The organism is Fimbriimonadaceae bacterium (genome assembly GCA_019638775.1).
In the GTDB taxonomy this organism is placed as follows: domain Bacteria; phylum Armatimonadota; class Fimbriimonadia; order Fimbriimonadales; family Fimbriimonadaceae; genus JAHBTD01.
Genome location: JAHBTD010000003.1, coordinates 237826 through 261699, shown reverse-complemented (window position 1 = coordinate 261699; position 23874 = coordinate 237826). Strand labels below are relative to the sequence as shown.

Below are 23874 nucleotides of genomic sequence, written 5' to 3'. Positions count from 1 at the left end.
ACAGTCGCACGGCATCAACGGAGTGATGCCCTCCCAAATTCCGTATAATCATCCGCATGACTGTGACTGTTCTTGGGGCTGGGAGTTGGGGCACCGCTTTGGCGATCCTGCTCGCCCGCAATGGTCACGAAGTCACGCTTTTTGGACGCGAAAGCGAGGAGATGCTGGTCATGTCCAGCGTTCGCGAAAACCTGCGCTACCTCCCCGGATTTGCCATCCCAACCGACGTCCGCATCACCTCCGATCCAACCGACCTAAAGCCCAGCGACCTTTGGGTAATGGCGGTGCCAAGCCACGGGGTTCGCGCTGCAATGAGCTTGGTCCAGGGTGAGAACCCGGTCGTGACCATCGCCTCGAAGGGGATGGACACCCACGGACCGCAGCTTCTGCACGACGTCGTCACCGAGGTCCGGCCTGATGTGCAGGTTTCCGTCATCAGCGGGCCGAATCTAGCCATCGAGATTGTGCGCGGAATCCCCACGGGAGCCGTCGTCGCAGCGAAGGACCTTCAGATGGCGGAGAAGGTGGCCTGCGCATTCAACTGCCGCACCTACCGTGTGTACATCACCGACGACGTTGCCGGTGTCGAGTTGGCTGGCTCGCTCAAGAATGTACTTGCCATCGGAGCGGGAATCTCCGACGGCCTTGGGTTTGGCGACAATACCAAGGGCGCTCTGCTTGCCCGTGGGCTTGGGGAGATCGCCAAGATTGGCCTCGCCATGGGCGGGCGGATTGAAACTTTTATGGGGATTGCGGGTGTGGGTGACCTTTTTGCCACCGCCTCAAGCAACCTCAGCCGGAACTACCGCGTCGGGCACCTGATTGGTGAAGGGGACAACCTTCATGACGCTCTGGAAAAGGTCGGGCAAGTTGCGGAAGGGGTGACTACTGCTGAGGCCATTCTTGTCCTCGCCCGCCAAAGGATGGTTCGCTTGCCTGTGATTGAAGCGATTGACACCGTTCTGCGCGGCAGGATGAAGCCTTTGGAAGCGGTTGGGCTGCTGATGGAGCAGATGCCGAAAAGAGAGCTCCAACTTACGGAAGATTAACCTGATTGATTACCCATAGAAAAGCCCCCGACTAAGCGGGGGCAGATTCTTTTATACGAGGACCGTCACACGGTCCCTAATTTGGGTTAGAGCCGCGAAACTAATCGCCGTTCTTTTTCTCCGCGACGAAGAGGCTTCCGGTCCATCTGGGTAACACGAACTGCGAATTCTTTGTCATATGGAAATCCTCCCTTTCGCTGTAGCCGCCGGATCGCTCCAGCAACAAGATAGTTTTTGGCGCTTCGTCGGTCCGGCTCTACTCGTAAATACGTCAGATTGGGCTCTGGCGTTGGCCAAATCGGCAGATTCAAGCAAATTTTAGGGGAAATTGTAGGGATCGGTGACTGTCGCTTGTAGATTGTAGATTGCCGATTGCTGATTGCAGATTGCCGATTGCCGACTCACACCTCTCTACTTACGATTCACGATTCACGATTCACGATTCACGACTCACGACTCACCACTCACCACTCACGACCGAAGACCCCCTCGCTTGACTTGAAATGCGCGCCGCGCCCATAATGAAACCCTCCTTACGGGCGGTTAGCTCAGTGGTAGAGCACTACAATGACACTGTAGGGGTCACAGGTTCAAATCCTGTACCGCCCACCATCTTATTTGTTGTCCATTCCGGATTCCCGTCATGGTCTTTCAATACTTCGGTTATGACTCCGTGCAGTTATCCCAATTCTTCGAAGAATGATCGACCGCCATTCGACCGCGCATATGTCATTTCAAAGTGTTCATCTCGTCCCATATCCCGGCCTATACTAAGCGCAGCATGATCGCAACTGCTGTCCTTCCGCTGCTCCTTGCAACAGCCGCTCACCCCCAGACCGCGCCCAAGCACATCTCGGGCGGCGCGCTCAAGCTGGAACAGGCCGCCTACGACGTCCTGGCCTACGACATCTCCATCAAGGTCGATCCGGCGACCAAGACCCTTTCCGGCACCACCGTCATGGACGCCAAAGCGGTCATCCCCACCGGCAGCATCCTGATCGACCTGGACGATCCCTACACCGTCTCCAAGGTTACCGACGGCAAAAGCCCCCTTCGCTACGACCGCCTCAAGGGCATGATCCGGGTCTACTTCCCGCTCTCAAAGCAGCCGGGCGATCCCATTAGGGTGGAGTCCACCTATGCAGGAAAGCCCCACGCTGCCAAGAATGCGCCGTGGGACGGCGGCACGGTGTGGGCGAAGACGCCAAGCGGGGCCGACTGGGTTTCGGTAGCCCTGCAAGGAGCCGGGGCCGACCTGATCTTCCCCTGTAAAGACCACCCCTCCGACCGCCCAAACCGAGCCATCATGCGGCTCACGGTCCCCGATCCGCTCATCGCCGTGGGTCCGGGCACGCTGGAAAGGACCGTCAAAAACAGCGACAAAACCTCTACCTTTGTGTGGAACATGCCCCTGCCCATCAACAACTATTCGCTGGTCTTCAACGCCGCGCCGTATGATCTGGTCAAAGGTTCGGCAAAGTCGGTCGCCGGCGAGACAATACCGATCCACTACTACGTTCTGCCGGAGAACAAGGACAGGGCCCTGAAGCTGGTCGAGGAGCTGAAAAAGTACCTCGCGTTTTTGGAGAAGTATTGCGGCCCGTTCCCGTTCCGAACCGTAAAGCTTGGGCTCGTGGAGACCCCTCACCTTGGCATGGAGCATTCCACTGCGGTGGCCTACGGCAACCGCTACCGGTTCGCGCCCGACGGGCTCGACTGGCTCCTTCTGCACGAGTTTGGGCATGAGTGGTGGGCCAACCTCGTTTCAAACGCCGACTGGCGCGACATGTGGATTCATGAGGGCTTCCAAAGCTTTCTGGACACCTTCTATATCGAGCAGATTCGCGGAAAGGATGCCTACTTCGCCGCCATGAAGGGCCGACGACGCAACATTCGCAACCAAGCCCCGGTGGCCCCCCGCGAAGAAACCTCCAGCGAAGCCTACGGCGGCGACATCTATGACAAGGGCGCACTCGTGCTCCACACCCTGCGTTATCTCATCGGCGACGAGGCATTTCTGCGGTCGATTCGCCGCATGGCGTACCCCACGCCCGAGTCGGAAAAGTGGACCGACGGGCGAGCCTTGCGCCTGGTCACCACCGAGGACTATGTGAACATCGCCTCGAAGGAGTCGGGGCAAGACCTGCGCTGGTTCTTCGAGGTGTACGTCCGGCAGGCGAAACTTCCCGTGCTCAAAGCGGAAGCCGCAAACGGGGTGCTTCAGCTCGAATGGGTGACGCCGGAGAGCCTCCTCTTCCCCATGCCCGTCGACGTGCTTGTGGATGGCAAGACGGTCAGGGTTCCGATGACCGGCAGGAAGGGGTCGGTGAGCTATTCAGGGGCTGAGCCGACGGTCGATCCGAACGGGTGGGTGCTGAGGGGGTAAGGAAAGTAAGGATTGTAAGGGGTAAGGAGTAAGGGATAAAGGTCGCGATCATCATCATGCTCTTCCTTACAACCCTTACCCCTTACAATCCTTACAACTCTTACACTTCCTCCGCCACCGGACTGCTCAAACTCTTGTCATACATCCCCGACCGATCGAAGCAGCACGGTCGACGGTTCCCTTTCGACAGCTTGTCGCAAGCCACCTGAATACGCTTGATCCTTGTCTCAGCCTTCTTGCCAGAGACGATCCAGAAGATCCAGTCTCGCCGTGCGATCGGCGTGATCGACCGCCAAGTCTCCATCGCCACCGACCCTGCCGCCTCCAGGGCTGCCAGAACATCCTCCGGCACTTCGGGCTCCGGTTCCTTCGCAACCGGAGCGATCTTCAATTCAATGACGTCGCCTGGCTTTGCTCCAGCCGCTTCGCGCAATTTCTGATCCACCTTCATCCAGTGGCCCCCTTCACCGTCGGGTAAAAGCGTGGTCACGAACGACGAGCCGTTGAAGGTTCCTTCAACCGACATCATGCCTCGGGAAGAGAGCTTATCGCTGGCTTCTTTGGGCAGGTTCAAAAAGGTCCAAGAAACATCCGATTCGGTCGTAACCGGTCGGTGAAGTGTTGCTGAAAAGCGAATTTCGGTGGCGGCTTTGGACATCTTCGGCTAGTATTCTAGCTTACGCAGAGCCTGAAGAACTCTCAAGAAGTCTTCACTTTATGTCGTGAGCAACTGGTTTGTTTGAACAAAAAATCTTGGTTCAAAAACACAGTCAGTCCTCCCGTCAATCTTTGGGAGGACTGACTGTATAGGGATCATATTTCCGACTGTCGGTAAGCAATCAGCTTTGCGAGACTTCGCACACCCCAGTGGAGAAGGGCGTAGGCGCCCATTGCGATCAAGATCGGCAGAACGATCGTGTATCCGCCCGAAGCGGAAGGACTTTGAACGATGCCCTTGAAGAACGCATAGAACGGGTCAGTGACGGTTGTGATGAACTTCACAAACCCTGCGTCCGATCTTGCCGCGATCATTCCAAGAATGAGGCGGACGGCGAGCAATACGTACAGGGCATAGAAAAGGAAGTCGATGACCTGCACGGTCCGAGCAAGCCTTTGCCGGCGCTCCGACAGCCGCGCTGCTTTCTGCACATCCGCGACAGCTTTGTTCTTAACCTGCACCGCCATATCATCAAGAACGGCTTTGTCCTTGTGAACGACTTCCTCGGCTCGGTGTGAGATTTCAGCGTTCAAGTCGTGCTCAACGGTAGCTTTTGCTGACTCGTGTTGGTTAATGAGGCGATCATCGTCATAGTTTGAATAACTACTCATACTTTCCTCCGTGGCAGCCACAAAATTTGCAGCACCTTACACGTTCGACTTGGGGGAATTCGTGAGCGTTCCAAACGCACTAGGCCCTACCATGCATGATCTTGCCCTCCTTCGTCATTACGCAGGATGCTTCAAGCTTCTTGGCATGGGCTAGGATCAATATCGAATGCACTAATATAGCCCAGCGTTCTTGACAAAAAGTCGCATATATTAAGGTCTATTGTCGATAATGCTTCGATAGGCAGACCAGCAAGTAATTGTCAAGTGCTTTCGCCTGCATTCTGACCATCCTACATCAGAGTCCAAACATCTATCCTCATACTAGCAGATATACTTTGCTGTCTGGATGCAACTCATGACGCTGTAATTGCGGTGTTATGCACCTACCTCACAAAGGCATCTACGCTGAAAGACGAACGACTTGGCCTAACAGCACATGGCGAATTTTTGATCACTTAGACTAATATTTCTGAATCCTGACTTTGATTGCGGCCCATTCTATCTGTCAGCTTTCGCAGCGCGTTTCGAGGGTAAGTCAAGTTAAAAAAATCTAATTGAAATAACTACCGAACTCTGTTGAACTAAACTTCGTCCAACACCGATGTATACTGCGCAGAGTTCTGTTTTCGCATCAAGCCGCTGATAGAACAAGAGAGGGAGGCATGCGGATGTTTTATCGCAAAATGGAGTGGCGTCCCCGTGCCCGCTCAAATCAGAGAACTAAACCAAGGGTACGCCCATCCTATCCTGGCATCACTAGACAAGCTCTGGGCATCTTTGTAATCGCATTTGCGATCGCAAGTGCTCATGCAAACATCACGATGACCGGATACATACAGCACCCGGCTGGCACGATCTTGATCATTATCATGTGCGTGACTTACCTTTCGGGTTTGCGCGCTGGAATGATTGGCTCCGCAATCACGATCTGCTACCTCGCATGGTTTTATGCGACTCCCGGCCTGCTTCTTGAATACACGGCTCAAGGTATGCGACGTTTGCTCGGCGGCATAATCTATCTCCCGCTGTTCACCTTTATTGTTGGCTCTTTGCAGAATCGTTTGAGGAACGCTGCGATTCGCGAGTTTGACGCGCGCGAAGCCGCAGAGACCGAAGCAACTCAGCGATATCAAGCCGAAACATCGCTCAAGTCCAGCGAAGACATGTGGCGCTTGGTAGTAGATTCGGCGATGGACGCGATTATAGCAATTCGAGACGACGGAACAATCACCCTCTGGAGCCGGAATGCTGAAGCCATGTTTGCCTGGAGCAGCGATGAGGTCGTAGGGAAACTCCTTGTCGAAACAATCGTACCGCCACAATACCGCAATGCCCATACGGAAGGACTGCGCCGATTTGTCGAAACAGGGGAAGAGAGAATCCTTGGACGCAGGCTGGAACTGACAGCTCTTGCTAAAGACGGTCGTGAGTTTCCTGTTGAGCTTAGTATTGTGTGCCACAAACAGCTGGACGGGCACATCTTTATCGGATTCGTTAGAGACCTCACCGAACAGAAGAAGCTCAATGAAAGATTAAGACAAGCCCAGAAGATGGAAGCAATCGGGACTCTGGCAGGCGGTATCGCGCACGATTTCAACAATATCATCGCGGCCATCTCAGGAAATGTGATGCTTGTTCGCGGCGATATGGAGCCGCATCATCCTGCACAAGAGAGTCTTGCTGAAATTGAAAAGGCTGTCAACCGAGCCACCTATGTCGTCCGACAGATTCTCACATTCAGCAGTTCCAGAGAGAAAGGGGCTGAGGTAATCGACATGTCCTCTACGCTTTCGGAGGCGACAAAACTGCTTAGAGCAACACTGCCTGCAAGCATGGAGATCGAAACGCACTTCGAGCCTGACTTACCTCCGATCTTTGCCGACAGCACAGACATTCACCAGATAGTTCTGAACTTAGGCATTAATGCACATCACGCCATGCACGGCAAGAACGGAAAGCTTGATATTCAAGTGAATCAGGTGATTCTAGACGATGCCACTGCAAATTCGCTACTTAGTGTCAAGCCTGGCAAATACCTACGTGTGTCGTTTGGAGACACCGGAAGCGGCATGGACTCCCAAACACTTCAGCGCATTTTTGAGCCGTTTTTTACAACCAAAGCTCAGGGAGAAGGAACCGGGCTGGGATTGTCTGTCGTCTATGGCATTGTCGAACGGCACAACGGTGCCATCACAGTCTATAGTGAGCCGGGCAAGGGGACCGTATTTCATATTTACTTCCCGGCAGCCGAAGGCGAGGCAAAGCTGACCGATCCGAAACCAATCGAGGTTGCAGAGGGCAACGGAGAGCGTATTCTGTACGTGGACGACGATGAGGCGCTTGCTTACATGATGACCCGTATGCTTCGACGGCTGAATTATAAAGTGGCTAGCTTCCAGCATCCAGGAGAGGCCCTTGAAGCGTTCCGATCAGATCCGTACGGGTTCGACCTTGTCATAACCGACATGTCGATGCCCCATATGGATGGACCTGCACTTGTTCATGAAATGCAAGCAATTCGCCCTGAAGTGCCTATCATTATGGTCACCGGGTACATCCGGCCTAAAGACTTGGAGCAGGCCAAAAACCTGGGTATCAGCGAACTCATTTTGAAGCCGAACACAGTTACAGAAATGGGGCAAACACTTCACCGTATCCTAAGCGAGCTAAAAGTGGGAGATAGCCCGGCGCACGGCCCAGGAGCCTGATCACGCCATTGCAAGTTCCAATAGGAAATTCCTTCTGCTCCCTTCCATCCCATTGATGCGTTAGAGCCCGACTTGCATCAAAAATTGCGGCATATTTATTGGTCGGCATTGCCCTCCTTCACAAACTTGCAAGGTGCAATGATGACAATGCAAGCTAGTAAAAAATGGTTCTAGTTCGGGCGGTTGGGTTATAAAATGGAGTTGCGTGAAGTGGTTCGTTCTTATTGGAATTACTGCCGCTTTCCTGTGGCAGTCGTGGGAAGTCATTCGGCCGGAGTTTGCACGGCGCGGCATTCCTGACTGCGTTCGCACGATTGACACACTTAAAACCATCCCTCAATCTGGTTCATGCGGGACCGGAAGCGGCGTCCAGATCTATTACACGCTGACACGCCCAAACGAAACCGTCAAAAGTCTTCAGGCTGAACTCGAATCGGAAGGTTGGACGTGCGTTCAAGAAGAGGATGGGCTTCAGTACAGAAAGCAGTTCGACGGTTTTTGGCCCATGAACGGCAGCGTTCGGTTAAGGGAGCGATCTGTCAAGGAGAACCCAGCGCAAGACAACATCACCGTCAGCTTTTGGCGATAGTGACTCTTAGGCCACCTCAATCTGACGATTATCGCACGGCATAGCGTCATTACCTTGTGCGGAGCCAGACAGCTATTCTCACGCTACTCACCTTGATTGCGTTTGCCGCGAATTCAGTTTTATGTAGGCTCGCGCTTGCCAGCAGCTCTATCGACCCGGCGAGCTTTACTTCGCTTCGGCTGGCTTCTGGCGCTCTTACTCTTTGGCTAATCGTGATCGTCCCAAAGGGCGTCCGCCCGATGAAAATCGGAGGGGATTGGCTATCGGGAGCGATGCTCTTTCTCTACGCCGTGGCTTTCTCATTTGCTTACGTCAGCCTTACCGCAGGCACAGGAGCGCTCATTCTCTTTATCAGCGTCCAAATCACGATGATTGGCGTGGGGATAGTCCAAGGAAACAAGCCGAAACTGGTTGAGTGGGTCGGACTGATCATCGCCCTTTGTGGCATTGTCTATCTGGTAATGCCTGGCCTCAAGGCGCCATCTCCAGTTGGGGCTGCTTTAATGGCCATGGCTGGAATTGCTTGGGGCGCTTACTCTCTGCGCGGGCGAGGTGTGAAGGAGCCGGGCTTGGTGACGGCTGGCAACTTTATTCGGTCAACCCCAATCATAGCGGTTGTCTGGTGTATTGCTTTCTTTCAACTCCATCTTTCAACGAACGGGATTATCCTTGCGATCATTTCCGGAGCGTTGACTTCGGGAATCGGCTATATCCTTTGGTATTCGGTGCTGCCAAACCTAACGCCCACCCGGGCAGCCGTCGTTCAGCTTTGCGTACCGGTGCTCGCCGCGGTCGCGGGGGTTGTTGCGCTGCATGAGGAGGCAACGATGAGGCTTGCGATCTCGTCGGTGTTGACTCTTGGAGGAGTTGGGCTTGCTGTGTTAAGCCGAACACGATTTGTCGAGTCTAAATAAGGGCTAATGCCATCACGCTGCCGTTCGCTCTTCCGACTCGACTCCACCAACCACCGCACGGGGAATCTTGGTGATGCCGTGGAACAGAGCCTCATACCGATCAACGAGCGCATCCTGCCCAAACTCGCGCAAGTAGCTCTCGCGGGCTTTATTGGCAAACCGATCACGGACCTCGTCACTTGCTTCAATCATCATCGCAATCGCGTTCGCCATTGCATCGACGTCTTCCGGCTCAAAGGTCAAACCACAAGCTGCTTTCGACACGACATCGGCACCGTCTCCGGCTACACCGCATAGGATAGGGCGACCGCAAGCCACATAAACCTGAGTCTTAGAGGGCACAGTGATCGCAAAGAGCGGATCGTCCTTTAGGTGAATCAAGAGAGCATCCGCCCACGCAAAAAACTGTGGCATCGACTCGGCGGGGTGCTGTCCCAGAAACCGAACATTAGTGATCTTCTCGTCCTGAACACGTTGCTTCAGACGCTCAGCCTCCACTCCGTTCCCGACCAGGACAATCTGTAGATTCTCAAATCTTTCCAGCCTTCGCGCTGCACAAAGAACCGTGTCCAGCCCTTGGGCTAAGCCCAGATTTCCGGCGAAGAGAACATTGAATTTGCCATTCAAACCGTGCTCATCGCCAAACTTCAGGTCGCGAGGAACAGGATGATAAATGGCTTCATCGGCCCACTGAGGAATGACATGAATCTTTTCCGGCTCGACGTTTTGCCGCTCTAGGTGGCTCTTCATACCGGCAGAGGTTACGACGATCGCTGCGGATCGCTTATAGAGAAAGCCGCAAACCTTTCGGATGGCTCGCGTAATGCGACCTTCCTTGATGACTCCCGTACTGACAAGGGTTTCGGGCCAGAGATCGTGAATCTCGTAAACATACGGAACGCCCTTGATTTTGGCCAAGAAGTACCCCGCAAGGCCGGTTGTAAGTGGAGGATGATGAATCCAGATTAGGTTGGGTCGCTTGGTAAAGATTTCACCCAGGATTGCAGCCGACAACCCGAAACTCAGATAGCTCAATGCCCGGCGTTTGGGTGACTTGGTGTGGCTGGGATACATCGGCACACGAATGACGTTTACGCCGTCGACTTGCTGTTTCTTGACGATTTGTTGACGCCAACCCTCATACGTCTTGCCAAGCGGGTAGTTCGGGAAGGAGGTGATCACAGAGGTTTTGTGACCACGCGCCGCAAGGTGCTGCGCGAGTTGTGAGGTGCGTGTGTCGCACGGTTCTGGCTTATAGTGCTGAGAAAGAAACAGGATCTTCATGGACTCTTCCCTAAGCAGCAGCCGCGTAGCGATAACCCAAAACAATACTTGAAACAACAGATGAAACATTTGGCTGGAGGTACTCGGCAGGAGGCGTCCAACCGTGCGGATTGCTGATTGCAAAGTTTACAGCGGTTAGGATCTCTTCGGGTCTCGCGCCCGATAGGATCCCCGAGCCCGCCTCAATCGTCTCAGCGCGTTCGGTCACGTCGCGAATGACGACGTTCGGTACGCCTAGAATTGCGGCCTCTTCCTGAACCGTGCCGCTGTCGGTCAGGACGCACCGCGCCTCCTTCTCCAACTTCACGAAGTCAAAAAAGCCCATGGGAGTCACAAATCGCACGAGCGACGACTTGGGAGCAAGATCGTTCTTCTTTACCTTGTCGGCAGTTCGAGGGTGCAGACTGACGATCACAGGCATGTTGTGCTCGGTGGCTACTCGATCCAGCCCTTCCAGCAAGCTCTTCAATCGCTCGGGCGCGTCAACATTCTCGGCCCTGTGCATCGTTACGGCACAGTAACGTTTCGATTCTATGCCTAGGGTTTTAAGAATGTTGCTGGAGTCGATCTGAGATTTGTAGGCTTCAAGCACCTCAAAGATTGGGTTGCCCGTGACGTAAATGCGATTGAGCGGGAATCCCTCAGCGAGGAGGTTCTCCTTGCTTCGATGAGTGTAGGGCATCAGCAGGGTGCTGCACTGATCGATAACACGGCGGTTGATCTCTTCCGGCACACGGTTATCGAAGCAGCGGTTGCCTGCCTCCATGTGATACACGGGAATGCCCAGCCGCGCCGCGACAAGGGCTGCCAGTCCACTGTTCGTATCGCCCAAGATCAGGACCCTGTCTGGTCGATGAATCGTGAAGAATTCGGCTGCATTGTTGATTACTTCGGCAATCTGCTGCCCGTATCCAGCACCTTGAACGCCCCACCAAACATCCGGCTTTCGAACGCCGAGCTCTTCAAAAAAGACCTCGCTCAGGTTCGGATCGTAGTTCTGACCGGTGTGAACAAGCGTATGCTTGCAATGCTTATCGAGAAGCTCGATGACCTTGCTCAGCCGAATAATTTCGGGCCGGGTGCCAAGGATCGTCGCGATTTTCATGCGGCCACCGGAACGCTGAACAGCTTTTGCTCGATGATCGGCGCGATCAACCTTCGAATTCCATCGTCATCCAGATTCACCAACTCTGACGAATACTCCGTCTCAAGAACCGGCTTATCGAGGGTGATATGAGGGATGCCTTCGATCATCGGCTGGATAACGTAGTAGTTACCGCGCTCGACCGTGCGATATCGCTCCTCATCAGAGACCATAATCTCGTGGATCTTTTCGCCTGGGCGAATGCCGGTATTCAGGGTTTTGATTTTTTTCCCAGAATCCTCAATCATCACCCTAGCAAGGTCAACGATTCGTGCAGCAGCAACCTTGGGAATGAACGTCTCACCCGCATTTCCATGGACTAGCGCGGCGAATACCGTGTCCACTGCTTGCTCAAGGCTGAGCAAAAAGCGGGTCATATCTGGCGTCGTGATCGTGATCGGACCGCCGTTTCGAATCTGCTCCTCAAACAAAGGCACGACCGATCCTCGGGACGCGATAACGTTGCCGTATCGCACGAGCGAAAAACGTGTGCCAGGGCACTGAATGTTAGCTTCGATGAACATTCTCTCCATCAAGGCCTTCGTCATGCCCATTACGTTGATCGGCTTGCAGGCCTTATCCGTGCTGATGCCGATCACGCTCTCAATCTGCGGAGCGGTGTCACGGATAGCGCTGATCAAATGCTGTGCGCCGATGATGTTTGTCTGAACCGCTTGATACGGGAAAAGCTCACAGCTTGGCACCTGCTTCAAGGCAGCCGCGTTGATGACGATATCGACACCCTTCAGAACTCGGCAAACGCTGTCGTAATCGCGAACGTTTCCGATCGAGAACTTGAGCACGTTGCGACTCCGCTCAACCGCGAGCTCACTTAACCCAGGCTTAGGCTTTGCGTATTCGAGGCGCAAATAGTGTTGCTTGGCTTCGTCACGCGAAAAAACCGTGACCCTCGCTGGCGCACCGGTTTCCATTGACAGCATGCGGCGTACGATAGTTTGCCCAAGTGATCCCGTGCCACCCGTAACAAGGACGTGCTTATCCTGCAAGTACATAGTGTTCTCTCTCTTTCAACTTCATGTGCGCGGTGATCTCTTGGATCATCTCACGCCAAGACGGAGCTGAATAACCAGCTCCGGCAACAAACTTCTCCCCGTTCAGTGTGCGGTCGATTTGCACCTGAGAATCGGGAGTAATAATGGTCTTAAGACCAAAAGCTTCTTTGATCAAATGTAAAAGGTCGTACTTGCTAATCGCGGGTCCAGCGACTTGGTACAAGCCTTTCAGGTCTGGGCGCTCAGTGATTAATCTGGCTATCACTCGGGCCAACTCAACTGTCGTAAGGCCGCTGAAGAGAGCGTTGGTGTACCCTTTCACCTCTTTATGTTCAGAAAGAAACCACTCTAGCAGGCCGGAGCATCCATCCAACTCCGGGCCAATGATCGATGTGCGTAGAGTTAGAGCCGTTCCCTCAGTGACCTCACCCATCCACTTACTGCGTCCGTATAGGTCCTCAGCGGTTGGTACATCCGATTCGGAGTAATTGCCGCCTTTGCCGTCAAAAACGCAGTCGGTACTGATGTGAATAAACTTGCCGCCGACTCTTTCGCAGGCCTTTGCAGCGCGATGTGGCAAGAGCGAGTTTACGGTCAGGCAGGCTACTGCGTCATTGGCAAGCTGGTGTTGCTTCACGATGCCGATGCAATTGATGACAAACTGCGGCTGAACGTCTTCTATGACCCGGTCAACGTCGTCGAGAGACGCCGCATCAAGGCCAGTGATCAATCTCTCTTGGTCGAAGATATCGTAGCTGACAAGAGCTGAATATGGCTTACGGCAGGTCGCCCAAGCCTCGAAGCAGGGGCTTAATGTTTGTACAACCTTATGACCCAACATTCCTGTCGCGCCTAAGACAAGTACCCGGGAATCCAGCCGCGCTTGCTCCATACTTTAGTTATTGGATTTTCCAGGTACTTTTTACAGGTAAATCATACTCCAAAAATTGCGATTTAAGGAGCTAAAGCCTGTATGAACAGGCCCGCGCTTTTGGACGGATCACTTTCCTTCAATCGCTGAGCCAGATAAACTGCGCAGCGATCTTGATGACACGCAAATGTATCTGCGTCCATGTCGATACATTCCTGTACCACCGCCTGCCAGCCACTGCTCGGTGCAAGCGGCAAAACCCAACCGGCGCCATGATGATTCAAGTCTTGCCAAGGCGTCTGATCGCTTACTAAGACTGGGCAGCCTGCCGCCAATGCTTCCGGGATTACATGACCAAAGTTTTCTCCGAGGGTGGGAAACAAGAAGAAGTGGTGCTTCGACAACTCCTCGACCACACGAGAGGAGGGGATTCCCCCTTTATGCTCAAAGCGGACGCCATCCGGAAGCTTAGAGGCTCGCTCACAACACGATTGCCAGTACGCTTCGTCTTCAATCGGTCCATAAACGGTCAAGCTCGCCTCGCCAGAACAACTCATCAAAGCCTCGATTGCACCGAGTAGATTCTTTTTGGGAGATATCCGCGAAATCCATGCAAAGCATGCGCTGCCCACTTGCTTTGGGGGTCTTGCAGCATGGTTCACATGATCGACCGTGACCTGCATCAGGTCAGGAGCGAGGATGTAAGCATCAAGCCTGTTCTCAAGAGCATCAATGGCCTCTTTCTTCTCAAGCTCGGAGGAGACGTGCCAGAGAAGATTGTCATGGAGTCTTGCGGTAGAGGCCGCTCGGATGTATGCCCGTTTCTTCCACGCCTTTTGCTGAAGAGCCCCAGGAGAAAACTCTCCTCTCGGCGCGATCACATAACGAATACCTTTCGCTTGCCCGAGCTTGCGCAATGCCAGCGCAAGCCTTGTGAGCTTGGAAAAGTAACTGTTGAGGTAGATGACATCTGGGTTTACCTCCGCAACAAGCTTACGAAGCGTGCGCAGATTGAGCTGATCGGGACGAGCATAAAAGACTTGGCAATCCTTTTCCGCATTCAGCTTTCCAGGTTCGATATCCGAATAGGGGGCCTCGTCGCCAAGATCTCGGTCTCGAGTAAATACAACGAAGTCGAACTCGCTTCGCAACTCGCTCACCATTCGGCTGACGGAGACGATCGGACCTCCACCCTTGTATCCAGGCAAGTAGTAATCGACCATCGCAAGGATCTTGATTTTCTTCATGCTGCCACCTGGTCGAGATAGTCTTTTAGCCTCTTGACATTGGACTCCCACGACCTGTTCGCCTTAACGTATGCTTGCGCGGCTTTCCCGAGTTTTGCCCGTTTGTCCGGCGACCAAGTTGCTATCTCTTCGATCTTGTCTGCGACGGCTTCGGGAGTCTCGTCCTCAAGCAAGATAACAAAACTGCCGAACTCCTCGCGGGCGTGGCCTGTATCTGTCGTGAGCAAGGGACAACCCGTCGCCAGGCACTCGACAACTTTCGACGGGAAGACATAGCGATGAGTTTGGTAATGAGTCCGTCGGAGGCTAAGAAGTAGATCTGCCTTGGCGTAAAGCGCTAACACTTCGTGATGAGGAATCAGACCGTGGTAGGTGATGCGTGGGTCAGCCTCTGCAGCTTTCTTGACGGCGTCCGCATATTCGCCGCCCCCTGCAATTGAGAGCCGGTACCGGTCGCCCTGAAGCCGTTTCATCGCTTCAATGATCAGCGGAATGCCGTTCAACTCACTCAATTGACCGGCAAAGACGATGTTGAAATGATCTTCGTCTTGCTTGTGACGAGAGGCAAATCTTTGAACGAAAGCGGACGGCACACCGCCTTCGATGAGCAGGGCATCCCGACCTTGGGCGAAGTCCTCGATGATCGCTTGGTTCGCGACGAGTAGACCGTCGACTTTCGGGATGATTCGCCTTTGCCCGGCAAACTCCCGACGACGAAGCCAAGTGTCTTTAACGACCTCACCCGGAACATAGATGTCGCCGATAAAAGGCACGAATTCACACCCTACGAGACGGCATGCCCAGAAGATGGGCCAAGCGGGTGGCGCGGTGAGATTGTAGGCAATGACAACTCGGCGCTTACTCGCTCTGTTACGCAATCCCCATCGGATCACCTGGAGGCAGGACGACAGTCCGAGCGTAATGATCTTCAGCGCTCCCAGGTTCAAGAACGCAAGAAATCGCACCTGAGTGCCGTCGCTAAGAATATCCTTCCCGCCAAGATAGAAGAGCTTTTTCGATCTCGGGAATGAGGGCATCGGTCTGTAGCTGCACACTTCGGGGGCTGGAAGTCCTGCGGGTTTGAACGCCGCCAAGAAGTTGAGCTGGAAGATATTGCCAGCGGTGCTTGTCGCAGAGTTCTTGTATTCAGGCCGGTCAGGAGTGAACGCTCCCAGATAGAGGATCGAAAGCTCTTTGTTTTTTGGCATCACTCTGCTGCCCTCCGTCGGTAGCTCATTCGATGGTAGAGATACAGCACCAGCCAAACGTAAAAAGCGATTACGCCTTCTCCATCCTGGAGCATCCGGTTTGTCGCGGGCAGATAGAACAGAAAGATCGCGAGCAGCCAGAAGAGAACGATTGCAAACGGGTTCTTCCCGCCCAATGTGTCTATCCATGTGAGGGCAAAAAGAACACCCACTCCAAACATCAATAGCACTGTGCCTATGGTCCCCAGATCATTGATCATGTAAGGATAGGCGGTGCACCAATACACAGGGTATTTAAAGCCGTCCTTATCCGAGATTTGGACTGGAAGAGACCTCTTCGCGAACGACTTGTCGCCCGTGAATCGCTCGTAGTTTCGGGTGAGAAACATGCTGTGCCCCATCCCGTACATTGGCTTCTGCTCGCGGTCGAGGCTTAAACTCAATCCGTAATAACCCGTCGTCAGATAGTTTGCAAATGCTAAAAAGCCGGGTCGGGCATCATCCGGGATAGTGCCCAGAATGGGATTGTCACGATCTGGGAGTTGCTGCGTTGCCGGGTTTGCTGCGTAAGTTGCTGTGTTAGCGCCCACTCGACTGATGTGAGAATAGGTGAAGTAGGTTAAGAATGCGCCAATTAGTGCGATCAACAACGTCACCATGATTGTTCGTGCAGCTCGGCTAATGCTGGTGATCCTTGCCCAATGACTTGCGATGCAGATAAACGGGATTGTGACGATCAAGTCGGCAATGTCGCGTCGTTGGCCAGTAGCAATCGATAACAGCACAACCCAGATCGCCAGAACAACGACGGCGATGCGCATCATCCCAGACAGCCGATTCCAATAGAATGCTGCCATCGGAAACAGCATGACTAGCAAGGGGCTAAGCAAGACCCGCACATAAGCGGCGGCGTTGCTACTGTTTGCCGTATAGAGGTGAGCCTGCAGATACGCCTCTCCGGGGTCGGCTATGGCGCTGGCAAGGTCGGGCATCCAGTGGCCCGTTCGCGCATAGCAGGTGATTGGCAAGACGAGAAGGGAGGCTACGATGCCCCAATATACGAGCGTTGTGCCACGCCATCGTATGGAAAGGGCACGCGGACGACAGTGCGCCACCGCGAAGTATCCTGCGGCAAGCGCGACATGACATGCAATGACGAATCCAAACAGTTTTTGTGGGTCCCGCATCGGCCAGTGCCACGGTCCGAAGGCGTAAAGCGCCAACGAAAGCCACAGATGCACTTGGAGTAAGAAAAGCGGGAAGAGTCGCTTGCCCCAACTGATGTCGGGAATCGCCCTCGGCTTTGGCCCTGCCAAAACACGGGTCTGCAAAACCAGACTCATGCTGGCCTCCGAATGAGCCGAGTCCTCAGTGTCTGCACATGCGAGCTAAGAGCGCTCTCGAAGAGAAGTGACAGCGCCACCGAGATGCCACCGGCTGCGACCACGGTGATCAAAAGATCGAGCCAACTCTCCGACGGAATCAGGAGAGCAATTGCGGCTGCCGCGACCAAAGGCGCAGTACGAGCCGCGAACGATCTGAGCCGAACCCACTTTGGTTCGTCAAGCTTCACCTGCTGCCGCTGACGCGCCCAAAAACCGCTCGCAACGCCCGTAATCAATCCGGCTAACGGGAGCCCGTACAGGCCCAGCCACAGCGTCAAGCCAAACATCAGCGCCAATCTAACGGCGCATTCCACCATGATGGCAACTGACGCCAGCTTTATCTCACCGGCAGCACGCAGAAAGCTAAGCTCAAAGTATGACCAGCATACGGCGATCGTTCTGGTTCCAATGAGAATCGTCAGCAACAGTCCGCCAAAGTACGCGTCACCGATCCAGACGTTCACAAACGACGAATTTCCTGCGATGTAGGCCGACATCACCGCGATAGCCGCCGCAAAATACGTCGCATTCAGCTCGCGATAAACCTTGCGAATCCGTGACTCATCGCCCGTGGCGGTGAGGTGAGCGACCCCGCCAACGGACGCGTATCCGATCATATCGAGGAAGGCTTTGCCGAACTCTGCCGCTCGACGAGTCACGCTAAAAACAACGGCTATCTCTGGCTTGAGCAGCAAAACCGCTATCGCAACTTGACTGTTCGTCATGAGTGCGTAGCTCACGCCGGAAGCAAAAAGAGCCGGGGAATGCTTTGCATAATCGCGCCAGACTTCTGGGCTCCAATGAAGCGATTTCCTTAGTACGACAGTAGACTTGGATCTGAGCAGAAACAGTACGCTTCCGGCAAGTCCGATTGAACTGCGTACCACAAGGCCGTAGGCGATGGCTTCCAGCCCTTTCCCTGTAAGGAGCATCGCCAAGGTCACGCCGAAACCGATGATTGACCCGACAACAGAAGCAACGTTCACCCAGACAGTTTGTTGTATCGCGCGTGAAAGCCCTTGAAATCCATAGTTCAAGATGGTAAGCACAGTTGCCACAACAGCCAGGCGAAGCGCGTAGATCAGCGCTTGTGAATTTGCTGCGTCTCCGTGAGTAAAAGTGTGGGAGATTGCAGGCGAAGCAACGTACAAACCAATGCCGAGGGCGGCAGCAATCCCTGAAAGCATGATCATGCCAGTTGCAAAGTACCGTCCTACGGTAGCATCGTCCTGCTTGGCATGCGCAGCTCCGCCTCTTTGAATGAGCAGATTCGGAAGTCCAAAATCGAAGGCACAAAGACAAAGAAGCAGTTCACCGGTGGCCAGCCAGCTTCCATACAGCCTATCGCCAACCGAGCTGATGCACAGTGGCAAGAGCAAGATGGCCTGGGCAGCAGCGATGAGCGTGCTGAGTGACGAGCCCGTAAACGTAGCAAGTGCGGCTCGCCGACGACTCATCGTTTAAGCAGCCTCTCTCAGCTCTTGTGGCTCAGTGGCAACCTTCTTTTTGCTTACCGCCGCGTCGCGGATTAGCCCGGTCAAAACCCCGAAGAACGTACCCAGGATAAGCGAGAGGGCGCCCATCTTTAGGTAACTCTTATTTACTGGCTTCTCATCGACTTCGGTGTCATCTAGGACTTGCCATCGGTTTGGCTCGCGAGCAGCCTGAACTTCGGCGAGTTTGGTTTGTGCTTGAAGCTGCTGCAAAATCGTGCTCTGCGTCGCCAGATCGCGCGTCAATCGCGCAAGGATCATGGATTCTGCAGGAGCCTGCTTGGCAAGTCGTTTAACTGCTGCAAGCTGTGCTTCGATTCCAACTTTCTGCGTAATCATCGCAGGCAAGGAGGCTTCTGGAGCTGTGGGATCGATAATGCCGCTTCTTACCGATTTGGCATACGCGGCTACCTCTTTCTCCATCTCTGCCCGTGTCGTGTTCACAGCCTCTTGAAGCTTCTTCACTTCCGGGGCTTCAGGGGCATAGTCGATCTCTTTAAGCTTGAGTTGATACTCCAAGTCCACAAGCCGCTCACGCCACTTTCGAACAGGAGGGATGTTAGACGGCAACTGATTGGCGTTCGACGAACGCATGATGCTTCGGTTCGCTGAAGAGATGCTGCTGGACACGCGTCCCAATTCAATCTCAAGCTGACGCTGCAGCTCTTGCCAGCGCGCTGGGTTGCCAACAACGGTTGCTTCTTTTCCGCTTCCGGTCACCGAAACACTCGGAGCCGTCATTGCATCGTTTTGGAATGCTAACAGCTTCTGCTCGATGTCTGAGACGACTTTTTGCTGCTCCTTTACTTTGTCCGCTAATACCTTCAGATCATCGTCAACCAAGGGATCGTTGATGGTGTGATTGATCTCGGCTAGCGAGTCAAGGTGAAGCTGAACAACGCGCTTGGCAAGATCAGGATTCTCATTGACTGCGGAGATAGTAAGGCTGTTCTCCATTACTTGGTCAGTGAGTCGCCGCATCTCACGAACGGCACGCTTTTTGAGCCCGACGCCTTCGGCTACGTTTCGGAGCGTTCTTTCGCTGTCGAGAAAGCCCTCATACACTTTGAGCGGTGTTGGCCCCGTTCCCAAGCTGACTGCGAGCGAATTCTGCTCCATCATGCCGGATGGGCCGAGGGTGCTCGGGTTGCGCACTGGAAAGACGATGGTTGCTTTGGCCTCCCATTTTGGGGGGACAAAGAACGTGTATGCACATCCCGCTGTGACAGCAAGGAGGATTGTGAGGCCAACGACTTTGCGCTGGTGCCAGATCGCCACCCAGATCGCCTTTGGCTCGTCGGAATAGAACTGTTCGCTCATGGATTAGCGCCCTCTCCCCAGACTGTCGATGAGGATGAAACTGGAAATGATCTGCCCGGCAGCCGCAAAGCTCAGGCCGTTGGGACGGCCGAAAAGAAGGCTGTCACCTGGCTGAAGGATAGGATTGCTTTCGAGTTTGCCGTCCTTCAGGTACTCGTCGAGGTTAAATTGAGTGATCTGAACCTTGCCGTTCTTATCAGGCCTTGCCAGATAGACCCTACGGTAAGTTCCACCACTTCTCAGACCACCGGCAAGAGCCAAGGCATCCGTGACGCGGTACTCGCGATTGTCCTCAAGATCGAGTCGCTTGGGCTCGTTGACTTCGCCCATCACAAAGACAACACGCTCGTTGCGCGGAATGACCACAAGGTCACCCGCTTTCAAACTGTAAATGGCATCCGGCTTGCTGACGTCGACCTGACTCATTTCTCCGTTCCGGACGACCATGACCCTGCTGAGCGTGCCTTTGGTCGTTGGTCCTCCAGCGATGGCAACCGCCTTAGAAAGGGTTGGACCGCCCGTTAGCAAATACTCTCCTGGAGAGGCAACTTCGCCCATTACCGACACACGCACCGCTTCAGGAAGCACGACCGAGATGTCGTCGCCCGCTTCGAGATTCACTCGGGAAAGGCTTGCGATTTCTCGTGCGGGATACTCTTTTGTCGTCGGACCTCGGCGCACCACGATCGTTGCTTCGTCGTCGATAGCTTCCTTCTGGATAAGCCCGCCCGCTGCCGTTAGCGCTCGGTAAAGGTCGCTCCCTTTGGGGATCCTCACTTCGCCAGGATTCCGCACTGCCCCACTCACCCACACCCGAACGTGCTCAATGGGTGTAATCGTGACCACGTCATCGGGTGAGAGCTTCGGGTCTTGTGAAGCCTGACCCTTGAGAACGCTGTCGAGGTTAGCCTGATAAATACTGCTGCCACTTCGGAAGACGGAAACCTCAACCTTGTCCAGATTTTCGCCAACATCCGAATTCGCGAGGAGTTGGCGCAGCGTTAAGTCTGGTCGCCAAGCTGCTGGCCCTTTGCCACCGGCAAGCCCAACGAGGTAGACAAGCTCGGCCCGTTGAGAAGAAATGTAAAGATGGACATCTTCGGGTTTGACGAATCTCTTGAGGGCCTGCTTAACGGCTTGCTCCGATTCTTCCCAAGTCTTGCCCGCCAAAACGACTTTTCCAAATCCTCGGCCGTAGATCGATCCATCGTTGAGGAGCGTAAAGCTTCCACCATAGCCCGACGGGGCTTCGATCGTGACCGTATCGCCAACTTTGAGCTTGATCGGGGCGGACCCGGTCTGCTGAAATGCTAAAAGAAGGCCGAATACCAGTTGAATGAGCGCGTTCATGGTCAATCGGGCACACAACTGCCCAATGTCCATTTCGGTATATTTACTGGGTTTTTTAGACCATGCTCAGGTCTTTGCAAAGATGTTGATAGGATTCTTAGCGGATCGAATAGAGCAAGGCTTTACGAGTTTTGCGAGCTTAACCACGTCTCGGGGTCCAATCGACAACCAAGAAGGATCTTGTTTAGCTCTTCCCGGCCCACCGGGAATTCAGAAAGCGTGGAGCTGTCCCTTTCCTTCTCCAGCCTCTCGATGAACTCGCCATATCGACGTCTGTGAAACTCCACATCGACCTCGACGGAGCCCCTTTCCGTGCCTTCAACTTTCATTTGAATGAGCTCAGGAATATCGTCCAAGCCATACAGAGGCGCTAGCGTTGCAAGGTTGGCTTCAACCTCCCCCGTCCGCAAGAGGTGAATGCCCGTAAGCAACACCCGATAGATGTAAAGCAGGGGCTTGATTCGAGGCTTCACCTCTTTCTCAAAAAGCCCCCATTCGGTCCTCGCAAAGCCCAAATAGTGGTGCGCGTGATGCTTCGTAAGCAGTCCAGGTACCAGGCGAATCAACTCCTGATGAGCCTTGGTGGTATGGATCACTAAGGGCGAAAGCACCTGCTCCAGCACGTACCCGTTCCTCTTGAGCAGCATCGCAAAGTACTTGCGGGCATCGTGCGAAACGATGTCCATCTCTACACCCTCTCGCACGAAAGAGGCCTCGACCGTCTCATCGCCGACCTCTAAGCCAAGCATCGTCTCCTTGGGCAGGACGTGGGCCCCGCGCAGGTCGATGTCGCTGTCTGCCGATGGGAATCCATAAAGATGCGCGCCGCTCACAGTCGCAAAAATGAGCGGATACGAGTGCTCGCGCACGATCTGTTCCAGCAGCGGGCGATGCTCCATCAGAAATCGAGCGCCTCCCTTCGTGCCTGTAACAGCAAGTTATTGACGAGCGCGTAGTCTGGTTGGGCGGGTAGCGAGGTCGTGTTGTAGGCTTCATCAAGCTTTCTGCTCAGTTCATCGGCCCGGGCAAGCACCAGTTCCCAGGACACCTGCCCTGCCCTAATCGCCAGCAGCTCGTCGCGGTGCTCGCTGACGTCGACCCGGACCCTTCCCGTCTCCATCAGATCGAGTCCGCTGATCAGCAACCGGATCATGTGCATCGCATGCCGCCATTTAATTTCGCCCGACGCTTTGAGCTTGTTGTCGAGCCGCCGCATCTGGTCTTCGACGTAGCCGCGATACCGACCGTGGGCGAGTTTGGATGGGAAAGCGTCACGCGCCTGCACGAGCCTTTTCCCAACCGGCCCAATTGGCTCGGAAAGTGGGGTGAAAAGGCACTCCAAGACGTTCGGGTTGTTCTGCAATGCCAGCTTGACGAACTTCCCAAACTCCCAGAAGCACTCTTGCCGCTCGTCGTTTTCAAGCTGCTCGGGGACTCCATCCAGCGACCAGTGCATGCTCGCCGGGGGAAGAAAGCAACCGCGGATGTCGGTATCGCTGGCGTCGGTATCCAGGCCATAAGCGTGCGACCCGATCACACATCGGTAGACGATCCGGCTATGAAGGGTTTCGATCGTATCCTGCGGCCACTGCTTTGGCATGGGTTAGGGATTTTAGACGATCCACAACTATGGCCCCCAGACTTCCAGTCTGGAGCTTGACAGCCCGGGAGGGCAACGCTCCGTCGTTGCCGCCTTTGCATGTCAAGCCGGGGGCTCGGTACCGAAAGAAACTATGCCTACAGACTCCAGATGGCGCGTCTATGGGCAACTAAAATATTGCGTCCGTCGGCGATGGTTTACGCCCGAAACGCACGGCCTCAGCTTCTCTGATTCAGCTCTCTCTCAACCGCCTTGACTTTCCGATCCATCCTCAGCAGATACAGAAATAGGCCGAACCACACCAGCAGCGGCGGAACCGCCGCGATCAGTTTCCAATTGTCCATAAGAATCCTCCAGATCAAGCTCCATCAAACCGGCCTTCACGCGCAGCCGATACATCCAAAAACACCCGACAAAGACAAGCAAGAACAGGCTGTAAAACGTGTACTTGTAGGTGGGATCAAACCCATTGTCCCGGACGACGTCCGGGTGCAGCGTCGTCACCGACTTCAACCGTGCATACACAAAAACGAAGAAGAGCATCGGCAGCGTCGCTGCTGCGACGTAACTGCAAGACGCCGCTGCCGCACGCTCGCGGTCGGAGAACGCCGCCCGAATCGCGAAGTACGCTCCAATTATCAGCATCACGAAGAGATAGGAGGTCTGTCGCGGGTCCCAATTCCACCATGCTCCCCATTGCACCTTGCTAAAAATGATCCCGGTAAACAGCGTCAGCAAGCCGAGCGTCAAACCCATCTCCAGTGCCGCTTCCGTGCGGACCGACCAATGGATATCTTTCTTCACCAAGTACCGAATGCCAAAGTACGCGCCCATCGTCATGAAGATGGAGCTGCCGATGGCACAGGGCAGGTGGAAGAAGACGATTCGGGCAAGTTCGGGCCGCTGAAAGCCTTCGGCGGGCGGGACGAAGAACGTCCACACCGTCATCGCCGAGACCGCTAAAAAGTAAAGCCACTTCAGCAT

20 protein-coding genes and 1 tRNA gene are annotated in these 23874 nt (G+C 54.3%); 6 read left to right on the top strand and 15 right to left on the bottom strand.

Annotated features, from left to right (window positions below):
• Positions 1 to 56 precede the first annotated feature (56 nt).
• The 3 genes from KF784_12850 to KF784_12840 all read left to right on the top strand — a co-directional run bounded on the left by KF784_12850 (position 57) and on the right by KF784_12840 (position 3435).
• Positions 57 to 1049 carry an NAD(P)-dependent glycerol-3-phosphate dehydrogenase gene (locus KF784_12850; protein ID MBX3119947.1) on the top strand — a complete coding sequence of 331 codons (993 nt, stop codon included), beginning with the start codon at positions 57 to 59 and terminating at the stop codon, positions 1047 to 1049.
• 537 nt (positions 1050 to 1586) lie between these two features.
• Positions 1587 to 1661, top strand: a tRNA-Val gene (locus tag KF784_12845).
• A 169-nt stretch (positions 1662 to 1830) separates the two neighbouring features.
• A complete protein-coding gene (locus KF784_12840) occupies positions 1831 to 3435 on the top strand; it encodes a M1 family metallopeptidase (protein ID MBX3119946.1) in 1605 nt (534 codons plus the stop codon).
• Positions 3436 to 3535: 100 nt separating this feature from the next.
• Here KF784_12840 and KF784_12835 read toward each other — a convergent pair whose 3' ends face one another.
• Positions 3536 to 4093: a DUF1905 domain-containing protein gene (locus tag KF784_12835; protein MBX3119945.1), complete on the bottom strand. Its 558-nt coding sequence runs from the start codon at positions 4091 to 4093 to the stop codon at positions 3536 to 3538.
• 155 nt (positions 4094 to 4248) lie between these two features.
• Positions 4249 to 4764, bottom strand: a complete 516-nt coding sequence (locus KF784_12830; GenBank protein ID MBX3119944.1) for a YggT family protein — start codon at positions 4762 to 4764, stop codon at positions 4249 to 4251.
• 821 nt (positions 4765 to 5585) lie between these two features.
• Here KF784_12830 and KF784_12825 point away from each other — a divergent pair.
• The 3 genes from KF784_12825 (at position 5586) to KF784_12815 (ending at position 8975) form a co-directional block, all read left to right on the top strand.
• Entirely contained in the window at positions 5586 to 7472 is a 1887-nt protein-coding gene (locus KF784_12825) for a response regulator (protein MBX3119943.1), read from the top strand.
• A 205-nt stretch (positions 7473 to 7677) separates the two neighbouring features.
• On the top strand, positions 7678 to 8061 hold the full coding sequence (locus KF784_12820) for a hypothetical protein (GenBank protein ID MBX3119942.1): 384 nt from the start codon (positions 7678 to 7680) through the stop codon (positions 8059 to 8061).
• A gap of 56 nt (positions 8062 to 8117) precedes the next feature.
• Positions 8118 to 8975: a DMT family transporter gene (locus tag KF784_12815; GenBank protein MBX3119941.1), complete on the top strand. Its 858-nt coding sequence runs from the start codon at positions 8118 to 8120 to the stop codon at positions 8973 to 8975.
• A 12-nt stretch (positions 8976 to 8987) separates the two neighbouring features.
• Here the strand turns inward: KF784_12815 and KF784_12810 are convergent, their stop codons facing one another.
• From KF784_12810 to ccsA, 13 genes are all read right to left on the bottom strand, one after another.
• Positions 8988 to 10259 (bottom strand): glycosyltransferase family 4 protein, encoded by a 1272-nt coding sequence (locus KF784_12810; protein ID MBX3119940.1) that lies wholly within the window; start codon positions 10257 to 10259, stop codon positions 8988 to 8990.
• A gap of 10 nt (positions 10260 to 10269) precedes the next feature.
• Positions 10270 to 11364, bottom strand: a complete 1095-nt coding sequence (wecB, locus tag KF784_12805; GenBank protein MBX3119939.1) for a UDP-N-acetylglucosamine 2-epimerase (non-hydrolyzing) — start codon at positions 11362 to 11364, stop codon at positions 10270 to 10272.
• Complete coding sequence (locus tag KF784_12800; GenBank protein MBX3119938.1) at positions 11361 to 12416, bottom strand: polysaccharide biosynthesis protein; 1056 nt, start codon at positions 12414 to 12416, stop codon at positions 11361 to 11363. The genes wecB and KF784_12800 overlap by 4 nt, the downstream gene beginning before the upstream one ends.
• Positions 12400 to 13308: an SDR family oxidoreductase gene (locus tag KF784_12795; GenBank protein MBX3119937.1), complete on the bottom strand. Its 909-nt coding sequence runs from the start codon at positions 13306 to 13308 to the stop codon at positions 12400 to 12402. The genes KF784_12800 and KF784_12795 overlap by 17 nt, the downstream gene beginning before the upstream one ends.
• A gap of 62 nt (positions 13309 to 13370) precedes the next feature.
• Positions 13371 to 14534 (bottom strand): glycosyltransferase, encoded by a 1164-nt coding sequence (locus KF784_12790; protein ID MBX3119936.1) that lies wholly within the window; start codon positions 14532 to 14534, stop codon positions 13371 to 13373.
• Complete coding sequence (locus tag KF784_12785) at positions 14531 to 15742, bottom strand: glycosyltransferase (protein MBX3119935.1); 1212 nt, start codon at positions 15740 to 15742, stop codon at positions 14531 to 14533. Before KF784_12785 ends, KF784_12790 begins: the two co-directional genes overlap by 4 nt.
• Entirely contained in the window at positions 15742 to 17085 is a 1344-nt protein-coding gene (locus tag KF784_12780; protein MBX3119934.1) for a hypothetical protein, read from the bottom strand. Before KF784_12780 ends, KF784_12785 begins: the two co-directional genes overlap by 1 nt.
• Positions 17082 to 18584 carry a hypothetical protein gene (locus tag KF784_12775; GenBank protein ID MBX3119933.1) on the bottom strand — a complete coding sequence of 501 codons (1503 nt, stop codon included), beginning with the start codon at positions 18582 to 18584 and terminating at the stop codon, positions 17082 to 17084. The genes KF784_12780 and KF784_12775 overlap by 4 nt, the downstream gene beginning before the upstream one ends.
• A 3-nt stretch (positions 18585 to 18587) precedes the next feature.
• Positions 18588 to 19940 (bottom strand): hypothetical protein, encoded by a 1353-nt coding sequence (locus KF784_12770; protein ID MBX3119932.1) that lies wholly within the window; start codon positions 19938 to 19940, stop codon positions 18588 to 18590.
• A gap of 3 nt (positions 19941 to 19943) precedes the next feature.
• Complete coding sequence (locus KF784_12765; GenBank protein MBX3119931.1) at positions 19944 to 21323, bottom strand: SLBB domain-containing protein; 1380 nt, start codon at positions 21321 to 21323, stop codon at positions 19944 to 19946.
• An 89-nt stretch (positions 21324 to 21412) separates the two neighbouring features.
• Positions 21413 to 22189: a nucleotidyltransferase domain-containing protein gene (locus KF784_12760; protein ID MBX3119930.1), complete on the bottom strand. Its 777-nt coding sequence runs from the start codon at positions 22187 to 22189 to the stop codon at positions 21413 to 21415.
• Positions 22189 to 22890, bottom strand: coding sequence for a nucleotidyltransferase domain-containing protein (locus KF784_12755; protein MBX3119929.1), 702 nt, complete (start codon positions 22888 to 22890; stop codon positions 22189 to 22191). Before KF784_12755 ends, KF784_12760 begins: the two co-directional genes overlap by 1 nt.
• A gap of 243 nt (positions 22891 to 23133) precedes the next feature.
• Positions 23134 to 23874, bottom strand: a complete 741-nt coding sequence (ccsA, locus tag KF784_12750; protein MBX3119928.1) for a cytochrome c biogenesis protein CcsA — start codon at positions 23872 to 23874, stop codon at positions 23134 to 23136.